This is a genomic window from Pedobacter gandavensis (assembly GCF_032677645.1).
GTDB lineage: Bacteria > Bacteroidota > Bacteroidia > Sphingobacteriales > Sphingobacteriaceae > Pedobacter > Pedobacter gandavensis_A.
In genome coordinates, this window is sequence record NZ_JAVTSB010000005.1 from 170,381 (window position 1) to 182,483 (window position 12,103).

The window sequence follows — 12,103 nt, forward strand, 5'->3', positions numbered from 1 at the left end:
AAGGTATGCTAGATGGCTTTTAAGTTAATAATTATTATTGATGAAGACCACCGTTCTTGAAAAGATCATAGGCCGACTGGTAATTTGCAATTGCTTCTTTAACCACATGCCCCGAGAATTTACGGGAAATCTGCTCGTTTTTCTGCGGATTATAAAGGTAAGTTTCCACCTTTTGTTGCGGACTCAACACCACCAGACTATCCTTTTTGAGGTAGGCCAGCTTTTGATAAGTACCCAGGAAAGTTCTGGGCACATACGATTTTGCCAACACATCTTTACCAAAAAGATTACTTTCATAACTCCATCCAAACAGGTTAAAGAGTGTTGGATAAAGGTCTATCTGGGAGCACAAAGCATTGATTTCATGCTTACCTGCCGCAGTTGCCAAACCGGCCGGTAAATTCAGTACCATACATGGGATATGATATTTACTGATGTCAATTTCATTCTTGCCGGCACTACTTGCACAATGGTCGGCCACAACAATCACCACCGTGTTTTTGAACCATGGTTTTGTACTCGCTTCAGACAGAAATTTACCTATCGCATAATCCGTATACCTCAAAGCCCCGTTTCTACCTGTTCCGGAAGGAATGTCTATTTTTCCGGAAGGATAGGTAAAAGGACGGTGATTAGAAGTGGTCATCACAAAGCTGTAAAAAGGTTTTCCTGCTTTAAACTGACGGTCCGATCCATTGATCACTGCCTCATATAAATCACCATCACTGATTCCCCAGGCATTTTCAAAATGAACCTGATCATCGGTAATGATGGTACGTTTAGTCAGGTAATGATCCCCGGCCATCACTTTTCTGCCGCGATCAACAATATCATAACCATTGCTACCGAAATACTGGTTCATATTGTCGAAATAACCATCGCCACCATAATAGAAGCTCCGCTGGTATCCTGCTTTTTCAAAAATGTTTCCGATAGTAGTCAGGCTATCGTTACCCGGACGCCTCACAATACTGCTCCCCGGGGTTGGTGGAATGGCCAGCGACAATGCTTCCATCCCTCTTACCGTTCTTGTTCCGGTGGAATACATATTGGTAAACAACAAATTAGTATTGGCTAAAGAATCCAGGATTGGCGTTAAATTCTCCTGATTTCCAAAATGAGCCATAAAATCGGCACTTAAACTCTCTACTGTAATCATGATTACATTCGGTTTATAGGCCGTTCCGGTTCCGGTAATGTCCCTTTTAATACTGGCATCTGCGACTAAAAACCGGCTGTTATCCTCCTGTAAAGTAGACCTTAGGACGCGGAAAGCCTCCGGTTGATCCAGCATTTTATAGAAATGATTGTAATTGAGTTCATTGTTTTTGAAGGCAGAAAAGATGGAGTATATCCCAGCTTTGGACAGTTCATTCTGGTAACGGTTAGCCCCTTGTTCTGCCCAGGAGTTGGGTACAAAAAAACCATAGAAAAGACAGGTCAGTAAGATCATACCGGAAATCAGTCCTCTTTCCTTAAAAGGAGTGTTGGACTGAAAATGACGTTTAAACGCCCCTGTTTTTACAAAACCAAGCAATACCAGGCCGCTGATCAGTACTACTCCACCGATCAATAAGGGCAAAGGATAAGATTCATTGATATTGTGGATCACCTCATAAGTATAAACCAGGTAATCTACCGCGATAAAGTTAAAGCGACTTCCAAATTCATCCCAAAAAGTAAGTTCCGCGAAGAAAGAGAACATGGCAATTACCGTCATCAGGAATAAAACGGCATAGCTGAGAAAAATATTAAACCAGGACTTGATCAGTCGCTGTGGCAGGAAACATAAATAAAGGGCGTAAAATAGCACCAGAAACAGGGCTACACCGAAATCGTACACTAAACCCTGACCGAAAATTCGAAGGATAGCAAAGAAAGAAAAGTCAGTGTTTTCCAATGTAGCAACCATCAATCCAAGACGAATCAGGAACGACCCGGCAATAAATGTTGCTACATAGGAAAAGAGTACACTGTACCTTGATTTAAACAAAACAGAAAGGCTCATAAAAACTATAATATATAGTCAAATATACCGGCCTATTCTGTAGTAAAACTGAAGATAAAACAGGAAGTATCAGCGTTTTTAATATCTTCAGAAGAATTGATTATTAAAGAATTAAATCATTAACAATCAATCGGTTACGGAAACAAAAAAACACTGACACTTACAGATTCGCTAAAGATTAAGCGTTTTTATTACGCTGATCTTCTTTATCATATAAATCAATCAGTTTACTTTGCAAACGGATCACAGAACTCTCTAACTGACTGATTTTTTCCTTCAGTTGTTCGATGATCTGAATGTGTTCGCTTACGCCTTCTTCACCCACATCCAAAAACTCTCTTAAACTTAATCCGTGTACTTCAGCGATCTGATTGATGCGGCTAAAGTTCGGATCAGTAATACTGGTTTCCAATTTTGAGTATGCTGGAATTGAGATATCCAACAGATCGGCCATCGCTTTTTGGTTGACCCCTTTTTTTTGACGTAAAATTCTAAATTTCTCCCCTAATGTTTTCATAATGAATATTATTATTTTTTAATAACCCCTAATTGAAATAAATTTAAGAAATATTAAATATAATATTATCATATTATTACAAAATTTTGAAATAAATAATCAAATCGATTTTTGGTTACTAAAAATATTAGTAAAAAAGCAGTTAATTTTCCGTTGTTTTTTTACGCTTTAAAGGGCAAAAAAACATCGGAAAAAGACCAGGATTCACCTGGTTAAATCGCTGTGGACTAGCCATATCGGCCGATTACTTTTTGCTCTGTCTAAAGATAAAAGCACCCAGCATTAATGCTACTGCTAAACCCGAAAACCCAGGAAAAAGAATAAATAAATAAAATACCCCGGCAACGACAGCTAAAGCCACAATAAATAGAAATCCCTGTAAAAAGGACTCCATTTTAAAAGCTGCGATCAAAGCGAACAACAAAAACGTACAAGCAAGAATGGTTAAAAACATATACAAAGATGCGTTTCCAATGTTAAGTTAACGTTAAGAAAATCGTTTTCTTCCTTTTTTTTTGTCAAAAAAAAGGAGCAGTTATGAAAAATCATACTGCTCCTTTTATGAAAATATACAAATTAAGGTTTTAGCAATTCCGGAGAATTTTGAGACTAAATTAATTCAGCTTCAAAATCACCCGAAAGCAAGGCTAAAATTCAATAAGATTAATAATCGTCGTTTAAGGCGAAAATTGGTTTTCTGGTCATCCAGTTACCGCTGGTAAAATCAGGGAAATCAACTGTTTCATTTCCTAATTCAATAGATTGCTCACTCAATGGTGTAATTGCACTCCATGCTGCTGCATCATAAACGTCCATTGGTGTTGGCTCGTTTCTTTTTGCTGCTTCAATGAAAGCGTGGATCACGAAGAAGTCCATACCACCATGACCTGCACCTTGCGCGTCATTACCGTATTTTTTCCAAAGTGGGTGATCATATTTCTCTAACCACTCTTTTGCCGGATCCCAGGCATGAGGCTTGCTTACACCTTCTACATAGATGCTCTTATTAACATCCATCCAAAGACCTTTAGTACCCTGAACTCTGAAACCAATAGAATAAGGTCTTGGAAGGTTGGTATCGTGTTGTAAGATGATCGTCTCGCCGTTTGCACAGTCGATTGTAGTAGTCACGATATCGCCCAAACGGAAGTTTACTTTCGCATTTGGATGGTTCTCGCCACCTTTCTCTACTATATAGTTATGTAGACCTCTTGCTTTAGTTGCAAAAGAGTTCAATTTTAAGAATTTATTACCTCTGTTGATGTTGATACAATGTGCAACCGGACCAATACCATGTGTTGGGTATAAATCTCCGTTACGGTGTACGGAGTGGTTAGTTCTCCATTTTGCTTCAGAGAAACCTTTCTCATTAAATTCTACACCACCACCATAAGGGCCTTTACCATCGTTAAATTTAACCTCTCTAAGGTCATGTTGGTAACCACCTTGTAAGTGCATGATTTCACCAAACACACCCTGACGTACCATATTTAAAGCGGCTAACACATCTCTTCTGTAACAAACGTTTTCCAACATCATCACATGAGCATTGTGTTTTTCTGCTGCTTGTACCACATCCCAGTGATCCTGAAGCGTAATACCTAACATCACTTCAGTAGCTACGTACTTAAGACCAGCTTCCATAGATTTAATGATCATTACCTTGTGTAATTCCCAGGGTGTAGAAATTACAACGGCTTTCAATCCTTTTGTTTCCAAAAGTTTTTTCCAGGCATTTTCATCACCAGTATAAATCTTAGGCATTGGTTTTCCTGATTTTGCAATCAGTGCTTTTGCAGAATTTAACATTCTGTCATCAACATCACAGATCGCAACCAAATCCACATCATCTCTCTTCAATAAAAGATCAAGGTGATTTTGGCCTCTCATTCCCACTCCAATCATTGCAACCTTAATCTTTTCACCTTTAGTACCTGCAAAAACAGATTGCTCAGGTAAAACAGTTATAGCGGCGGCAGTGATGCCGCTATTTCTAACAAATTCTCTTCTATTCATAATATTCAGTTCATTATATGTGTTCGGTTCAAAAGTATCGCTTTTATGGCATACCATATACGATTTATCGATTACAAGGTATAGACTATATCCACAACCCCGGCAAATTGCCCTTCAAAAAATACACGCAAACGTTTGATATTTAAAGATTCTATAATTTAAAAAAGAGAATTCAGGATAAAAATCTGCCTTTAGCCCATTTGTAACAATTTTATGATCGTTATACCAGGCAAAACCTACATAAATTAACATAATACCCCGATTAGAAGCAATGAAATGCGATTTCCCACCAAAAAACAGCCCTTGAAACCTAAATTCAGGCTTATATTTTCAAACAAACGTTTGCGCACATTTTGCACCTAAGCATCAAACAATTGGGTTTTATGCGAATTGTTTTTTCAAAATTATGGATGGTTATTGAAAGTTTATGCCAATATTTGAACATCATGTCTGATAAACCAACCACGATAAAAGAAATAGCCAAAATACTTAAGATTTCGGTTTCCACCGTTTCAAGGGCTTTAAATGACCATTCCAGTATCGGTTTAACAACAAAGATGAGGGTCAAAAAGCTAGCTGCAGAGCTAAACTATGAGCCAAATCAGAAAGCAATCCAATTCCTTCAGGGAAAGTCACATATTATAGGTGTGATTTTACCGGAATTATCTGAATCTTTCTTTTCAACTGCCATTAGTGGTATTGAAGATGTTGCCTACAAAAGAAACTATACCGTTTTACTTGCGCAATCGCACGATGATGCCGACCGTGAAAAACTATTGGTAGAGAAAATGAAAACCCAACGTGTAGACGGCTTGCTGGTATCTGTCTCTAAGACAACCAGTACCTACGAACATTTTGAGGTATTCAAGAAACTGAATATCCCTGTTGTATTTTTCGATCGCATCCCTCCGATTAAAGACATTCACTATGTGGCCTCTAACCTGGAAAACGGAACCTATGAAGCAGTAAACTTTTTGCTAAAAAAAGGACACCGTACCATCGGGATGATCAATGGTCCTACCACGCTGGTAGCCAGTCACGAACGAAAAGAAGGCTATATCAAGGCCATGATCTCCAACCGACTGAAATTCGACCCTTCTTTAATTGTTAGCTGCGACCTTTCGGAAAGCGGTACAATTGAGGTGATGAATACCATGCTGAACCACAGACGTAAACCAACTGCCATCGTTACCTTTAATGATTATGTTGCTTTATTTGCCATGAGACATACCCGTTCGCTGGAACTGGAAGGAATCGACTTTGTCAGCTACGCGAATCTGCCGATCATAAATTACATGGATTACACGCCGATTGCCTCTGTAGAACAGTTTCCATACAAACAAGGGAAGAAAGCAGCCGATATTCTGATCGACCTGATCAACAGACCTAAAAACGAAACCGGAACCGAACAGGCTTATTTTAACGTAGTTGTGGAATCAGAGTTGATTATTCCGAATCCTAAGTAATTTTGCGCAAACGTTTGCTCAATGGTTTTGATCACATAAATAATTACGTTTGAATTTGTAACCAATCTTGAAAAGACGCATGTTCGAAAATATCTTACCATTATATGGCCTGAATTCTGATGACACGACTGTTGACCTATTTGGCGATGGCCTGATAAACCATACCTGGAAAGTAACTGCCCCTGAGCAAAGCTATATCCTGCAAAAGGTGAATACTGATGTATTTAAAGAACCATCAAATATTGATAAAAACCTAAGTCTGTTAAAAGACTTCTTAAATAAGAAAGACCCGGAATATCTGTTTGTATCGCCTGTAAAGGCTTTATCAGGAGAATCTCTGTTAAATACGCCAACCGGATATTTCCGTATGACGCCATTTGTACAAGGATCCGTTTCTTTAAATGCCCTGACAAAAAGAGAAGAAGCTTATGAAGCAGCCAAACAATTTGGTAAATTCTCTGGTCTGCTGGCAGATTTTGACGCTTCAACGTTAAACATCACCATTCCTGATTTCCATAACCTGAGCCTGAGGTATGAGCAGTTTAAAACTGCCTGTGCCAATGCCAATCCGGAACGTCTGGAGCAAGCTAAAGAATATGTTGATTTCATCAATGAGCATAAAAGCATTGTGAACACTTTCCTGGATATCGTTGCAAACGATGAAGTGCCTTTAAGGGTGATTCATCACGATACAAAGATCAGCAACGTACTTTTTGATGCACACAACAAAGGAATCTGTGTAATTGACCTGGATACGGTTATGCCGGGTTATTTTATCAGTGACGTGGGTGATATGATGAGAACTTATCTATGTGCTGCCACAGAAGAAGAAACTGATCTGACTAAAATCAGCATCAGAAAAGACTTCTTTAAAGCAATCTACGAAGGTTATATGGAAGAAATGGCGACTGTATTGACGGATACTGAAAAACAGTATTTCACGTATGCAGGTAAGTTTATCATCTATATGCAGGCGATTCGCTTCCTGGCAGATCACCTACAGAATGATATCTATTATGGCGCTAAATATGAAGGCCATAATTTTAACAGAGCAATTAATCAAATCGCCCTGTTAAAAGAATATTTAAAAATGGAAGAAGAGTTTACAACTCCCCTTTCTTCATCGAAAGCACCGCATAATCAACCGCACGTGCTGTAAGTGCCATATAAGTTAATGATGGGTTTTGTGTTGACGTAGAGGTCATGCAAGCCCCATCAGTAACGAATACATTCTTGCAATCGTGTAACTGATTCCATTTGTTGAGTACAGAAGTCTTAGGATCATGTCCCATTCTTGCCCCACCCATTTCATGGATATCTAATCCCGGTGCTTGCGAGCCATCATCCGCTTTGATGTTTTTGAATCCGGCTTCGGTAAACATTTCAGTCATCTGCTCCAGGTAATCCTTTTTCATTTTCGCATCATTGTCGTCATAATCCACGGAAATCCTTAACAATGGAATGCCCCAGGCATCTTTTTGATCGGCATCCAATTTCACATAATTGCTTTCTTTAGGAATCGTTTCGCCCATCATGTGCGAACCTACCTGCCATGGACCAAGGTTCTTGTTGAGCAATTGCGCTTTTAGATCTGCACCCATACCAGAAGTATCCCGCTCCGGACTGCGGTAAGCAGAAAAACCAGCCGCATAACCGCGTTTAAAGTTGGTTTCTTGTTTTAGGAGATTTCTAAACCTTGGGATATAACCCCCTCCGGCAGGATTTCTGCCATCCGTAGAAAATTCTTTGAATCCATCATATTCCGCACCGATTCTTGCGCTGTAATTGTGGAAAGCCACATATTTACCGAGTGTTCCACTGTCATTTCCCAGACCGTTTGGAAAACGCGAAGAAGTAGAATTCAGTAAAATCAGGTTGGTATTGATCGCCGCTGCATTCACAAATATCACCTTTGCATAGTATTCTCGCACTTCTTTAGTTGCGGTATCTACCACACGAACACCGGATGCTTTGCCCAGTTTCTCGTCATAAATCACCGATTCTACAACCGAATTAGGTTTCAAAGTCAGGTTTCCTGTTTTTTGTGCCCAGGGTAAAGTAGAAGAATTGCTACTGAAATAACCGCCAAAAGGACAACCCCGCTGACATAAGTTACGGTTCTGACATTTCCCTCTGCCCTGGTCAAAATGTACCTGTTTAGGTTGGGATAAATGCGCGCATCTGGCGCTGATCACATGGCGGCCTTCATATTTTTCGCGCATGGTATTCTTGAAGTAATCTTCCACCGCATTGAGTGGAAAAGCTGGCAGGAAATCACCATCCGGCAAGGCGGCTAAACCATCTTTATTACCGGAAATCCCTGCAAATTGCTCTGCATAAGTATACCAGGCATCCAGGTCTTTATACCGGATTGGCCAGTCTACCGCGAAATCATCACGCTGTGGCCCTTCAAAATCAAGGTCGCTCCAACGCTGGGTTTGTCTGGCCCAAAGTAGCGATTTACCGCCCACCTGATAGCCGCGAATCCAGTCGAATGGCTTCTCCTGTACGTAAGGATGCTCCTTGTCTTTCACAAAAAAGTGCATCGCATCTTCCCGGAAAGCGTAACATTTACTCACCACCGGGTTTTCCTTTTTGATCGCCAGGGTCAGTTCTCCGCGATGTTCAAATTCGTAGGGATATTTATTGGTTGTCGGATAATCGACAATGTGTTTCACGTCTCTTCCTCTTTCCAGTACCAGGGTTTTTAACCCTTTTTCTGTAAATTCTTTAGCTGCCCAGCCACCGCTTATTCCCGAGCCAATTACAATGGCATCATAGGTACGTTCTTTTATACTATCTATATTCAGATTTGACATTTGTGCTGTTAATTAAGCTGATTTAACCCTGAAATAACCATTATACCTACCCGGAACAAGTTCCCAGACCAGCAGGTTACTCATCACATATTTTGAGTTGAGGTATCCGCCAATTGTTCTTGATTTCATGATTTTGTAAAACTTCGAAACTTCTTCCGGAGTTCCGGATTTATCGCTGTTGGCATCTAAAACCAATTGGGCCAATGCTTTGCCTTCCTTGTTTTCAAAAGTTTTCAATCCTGCGATAAATTGTTGCTGATCGGCGGGTTCATAGCAGTCGTCCAGCATCTTTAATACAAAAAGATGGAGCTTCAGGTCTTTTGCACCCGAAGTATCGGTTTTAGGAATGATCAGTTCAGCAATCTCTGCCAGCAGATTTTCCTGAGCGGCAGAAATATCGAGGTTTTTAAGTTGAATGGAGACTTTCCCTTCTTCTCTCAAACAAGAAGGCAATAATGCCATTCCCCCTGCAAATATCAATACCTGTTTTATGGCTAATCGTCTATTCATGGTTCATTTGTGTGGCGCTAAAATAATTCAAAATATGGACAATTTATGCCGGCTGTGGTTTTTAACGAGGTTTTTAATTCCCCAGAAAATAAGCAATCCGACAGGCATTCCCTGTGCTTTTTTCGTTTTTAGCCGAACTGATGGTTAGCTTGAGCTGATGCTGCCCTTCTTTGAGCTCAGTACCCATCAAAAGATACCAGGGTAAATGAAGCGAGCTACTCCATTTGGTATACAAATCCAGTTGTTTTTCCGGACCGTTGTCAATGGAATAAGTCAGGATACCGGCGTCAGGGCCGGAAACGATGGCAAGACCAATGGCATTACCTGTAAAATCAAGACTGAGTTCTGATCCGGGCTCAGTACTAACGAGCATCGGGATGTGTACAAAACCTTTCCTGGTACTTTTGCCATCTTCAGGTTTCCAATCCTGTGGTAAAGACCAGCGGTTGGAAATCTTTGCGTTTTCAATACCAATATAATGACCATTGGAAAAGCTAGCCGGGTTTAAGGGCGCTGGTAAGGCTGCTGCTTTTTCATCGGCTTGATTTCCAGCCTGCGTCTTTATTGCATCCGCCAGCAAGCGCTGGATGGCCTTAAAATAAAGCTCCTGACCAAATGGCGAAGGGTGCAAATCTTTAAAATCGTTTTCCCAGCTAAACTCCTGATTGGCCATCCGGTCGTGCACCGCTTTGGCAAGGTTGATGGAAGGCAGCTGGTAATGTGCGGCTACCAGCTCATGGTTAATGACCGGCACCGGAACTTTTCCTTCATCATAAGTTTTTGTTTTATCGGGATCTGCAAAGGACATCATAATAATGTCCATATCCGGCTGCTGTGTTTTAGCCTGTCTGATGATGCCTTCCAGGGAACGAACCTGCGTAAGGCTATCCGTACCGTTTGCATCGTCGTTTACAGCGGCTTCGATAAATAACAAATCTACCTTTCCGGAGTCCAGCACATCGCGTTTAAAGCGGAAAGCATGAGGCAAACTACCTAATGAGGGGATTCCGGCGGCTATAAAATGAAACTTGGTTGCCGGAAAACGGCTTTGCAATTCAGCGGCTACTTTATTCCTCCAGCCGGGATTGTAGGTTATCGATCCGCCTAAAAAGGCGACGGTCGCAGTTTTCTGCTGTTTAAAAACTTTTACCGCCTTTTGGAGGCCAGCTCTTTGCTGAATATAATTCCGATCATCTAATGGTTTTCCCTGTTGAGCGTATCCGATTACGACACTACACAGCAAACTGCTGCAAAAACAAAAAAGTACTTTACGCATAAATATTAATAGATTTTTCCGCTATTAATATAGGAATTTAATGGTTTGGATCATACTGATAAACAACCTGGTAAGGAATACTTTTTAGCCGCGCAGAAATGGTTCCAATTGGAAGGTCTTCCTTTTGTGGCGTAGGCTCGCATACCGAGTAAAGTTTTCCTTTATACAAAATGGCATCGCCTATCGGCTGATCAAACTGAACACCCATCGTAATGTGTGTTGGGTACAGCATCGCGATCATGGGCAGGTTGTAGATTTCCTTCACAAGGTAGAAAAATAAGGCCACACGGTCGTCGCAATCGCTGTGACTGGCAAATAAAGTCTCTTCCGGAGAAAGACGCTTCTCTCCTCCAAAATTCTCCTCGTCATCTTCATATAGAAACGCATACCGTGTAAAGCGCATTAAGTAATCCACCCCTTTCTTCTGGTTCATCCCCTGCGTATTTTTCTTCAACAGGGGGATCAATGAACCATAGGTTTCCTTACTCAAAGGGATGTTGAAATAGGTTTCAAAATCTACGCCCGGATAGTTGGCAAAGATAGCCTCCACATCTTTACTCAGTTTCACATTGAAGTGATAGGATTTATGTTTGTACACAAATTCCAGTTTCTTTTCCTCGTAGTTTTCCGGTCTGAAATCAGGTAATTTGGTCACTTTATAAGAGAAAGATCTGGTGGCTTCAGGTACATTAATCTGCACCGGAACCGGTGGATCAAGGTTCAGGTCTGCTTTCGGGTAATCATGGTAGTTTAAACACATGAATTTCTTTTGATCTACCATGAAGAATGGGATATCAGTGATATCTTCATCATTGAATACGTAGAAAATGATCTTGTCAGTACTCAATGCCAATCGGGCATCATAACCTGATTTAGCCAGCAGAAACCATTTATAGAGGGTGTAACGACTATAATTGAGGGCTTTCGGGCTCAGTTGCTCCGCAGTTTTCCGGATCAACTGATAATATAACCAATCGTTCAGTTCCTGTTTCTTTTTGTAAGCTAAAAGAGAGTCAATGATCGGTTGGTAATCTCCGGAATTTAAACGCTGGTAGGCTTGTTTGATGGAAGCCGCAGAAAGCTCCGGAGCAGCAACGATGATTGAGGTATCCAGATTGGCATGAAACACTCCCCCGTAAAATTCAAAAGAAACATCTTGCTTCTGCTGACCGTAAGTATTGCTTAATGTCAACAGTAAAGATAAAGTCCCGAATATTTTTAAGAAATGGCCCATAATCACCGGATTGCTTCCTATTAAATATACGTAAAATTAGTGTTAAATTAAAGTAAATTTTAAGGAAGATTTTCTTTCAGAAAGCTTAGTCACTGGTATCGGGATCCCTCCGGATTGTGTTCGTATTGTGTCCGGAATTACCTCATGGTAAATCCGTATTTCATAGGTCCTTGTACCGTCCTTGAAAGGTCCTTTAGACCTATCAAGGATTAATCAACCATTAATCAAGGATGTATTAGAGATTAAAGAAATTGGGA

9 protein-coding genes are annotated in these 12,103 nt (G+C 40.5%); 2 read left to right on the forward strand and 7 right to left on the reverse strand.

Going from position 1 to position 12,103, the window contains the following annotated elements; all coding sequences use genetic code 11:
• Positions 1 to 34: 34 nt before the first annotated feature.
• From R2Q66_RS10160 to R2Q66_RS10170, 3 genes are all read right to left on the reverse strand, one after another.
• Entirely contained in the window at positions 35 to 2,008 is a 1,974-nt protein-coding gene (locus R2Q66_RS10160; RefSeq protein ID WP_316748473.1) for an LTA synthase family protein, read from the reverse strand.
• A gap of 178 nt (positions 2,009 to 2,186) precedes the next feature.
• Positions 2,187 to 2,525, reverse strand: coding sequence for a helix-turn-helix domain-containing protein (locus R2Q66_RS10165; RefSeq protein WP_062548871.1), 339 nt, complete (start codon positions 2,523 to 2,525; stop codon positions 2,187 to 2,189).
• A 663-nt stretch (positions 2,526 to 3,188) separates the two neighbouring features.
• Positions 3,189 to 4,541, reverse strand: coding sequence for a Gfo/Idh/MocA family protein (locus R2Q66_RS10170; protein ID WP_316748477.1), 1,353 nt, complete (start codon positions 4,539 to 4,541; stop codon positions 3,189 to 3,191).
• A gap of 446 nt (positions 4,542 to 4,987) precedes the next feature.
• On the opposite strand from R2Q66_RS10170, the gene R2Q66_RS10175 reads away from it, so the two are divergent.
• Together R2Q66_RS10175 and R2Q66_RS10180 are read left to right on the forward strand one after the other, a co-directional pair.
• The gene (locus tag R2Q66_RS10175; protein WP_265843981.1) at positions 4,988 to 6,007 is read left to right on the forward strand and encodes a LacI family DNA-binding transcriptional regulator; all 1,020 of its coding nucleotides are present in this window, start codon (positions 4,988 to 4,990) and stop codon (positions 6,005 to 6,007) included.
• A 79-nt stretch (positions 6,008 to 6,086) separates the two neighbouring features.
• Positions 6,087 to 7,166, forward strand: a complete 1,080-nt coding sequence (locus R2Q66_RS10180) for an aminoglycoside phosphotransferase family protein (protein ID WP_316748480.1) — start codon at positions 6,087 to 6,089, stop codon at positions 7,164 to 7,166.
• Here R2Q66_RS10180 and R2Q66_RS10185 read toward each other — a convergent pair.
• From R2Q66_RS10185 to R2Q66_RS10200, 4 genes are all read right to left on the reverse strand, one after another.
• On the reverse strand, positions 7,111 to 8,826 hold the full coding sequence (locus R2Q66_RS10185) for a GMC family oxidoreductase (RefSeq protein ID WP_316748482.1): 1,716 nt from the start codon (positions 8,824 to 8,826) through the stop codon (positions 7,111 to 7,113). The two genes, R2Q66_RS10180 and R2Q66_RS10185, sit on opposite strands and share 56 nt — an antisense overlap.
• Positions 8,827 to 8,838: 12 nt before the next feature.
• Positions 8,839 to 9,336: a gluconate 2-dehydrogenase subunit 3 family protein gene (locus R2Q66_RS10190; protein WP_316748484.1), complete on the reverse strand. Its 498-nt coding sequence runs from the start codon at positions 9,334 to 9,336 to the stop codon at positions 8,839 to 8,841.
• Positions 9,337 to 9,409: 73 nt separating this feature from the next.
• The gene (locus tag R2Q66_RS10195; protein WP_316748486.1) at positions 9,410 to 10,612 is read right to left on the reverse strand and encodes an SGNH/GDSL hydrolase family protein; all 1,203 of its coding nucleotides are present in this window, start codon (positions 10,610 to 10,612) and stop codon (positions 9,410 to 9,412) included.
• A 37-nt stretch (positions 10,613 to 10,649) separates the two neighbouring features.
• On the reverse strand, positions 10,650 to 11,846 hold the full coding sequence (locus R2Q66_RS10200; protein ID WP_316748489.1) for a hypothetical protein: 1,197 nt from the start codon (positions 11,844 to 11,846) through the stop codon (positions 10,650 to 10,652).
• Positions 11,847 to 12,103 lie beyond the last annotated feature (257 nt).

Bases quoted from the DNA above. Each gene is read 5' to 3' on its own strand.
- R2Q66_RS10170 (WP_316748477.1), bottom strand. From the start codon at position 4,541: ATGAATAGAAGAGAATTTGTTAGAAATAGCGGCATCACTGCCGCCGCT.
- R2Q66_RS10200 (WP_316748489.1), bottom strand. From the start codon at position 11,846: ATGGGCCATTTCTTAAAAATATTCGGGACTTTATCTTTACTGTTGACA.
- R2Q66_RS10160 (WP_316748473.1), bottom strand. From the start codon at position 2,008: ATGAGCCTTTCTGTTTTGTTTAAATCAAGGTACAGTGTACTCTTTTCC.
- R2Q66_RS10190 (WP_316748484.1), bottom strand. From the start codon at position 9,336: ATGAATAGACGATTAGCCATAAAACAGGTATTGATATTTGCAGGGGGA.
- R2Q66_RS10195 (WP_316748486.1), bottom strand. From the start codon at position 10,612: ATGCGTAAAGTACTTTTTTGTTTTTGCAGCAGTTTGCTGTGTAGTGTC.
- R2Q66_RS10165 (WP_062548871.1), bottom strand. From the start codon at position 2,525: ATGAAAACATTAGGGGAGAAATTTAGAATTTTACGTCAAAAAAAAGGG.
- R2Q66_RS10175 (WP_265843981.1), top strand. From the start codon at position 4,988: ATGTCTGATAAACCAACCACGATAAAAGAAATAGCCAAAATACTTAAG.
- R2Q66_RS10180 (WP_316748480.1), top strand. From the start codon at position 6,087: ATGTTCGAAAATATCTTACCATTATATGGCCTGAATTCTGATGACACG.
- R2Q66_RS10185 (WP_316748482.1), bottom strand. From the start codon at position 8,826: ATGTCAAATCTGAATATAGATAGTATAAAAGAACGTACCTATGATGCC.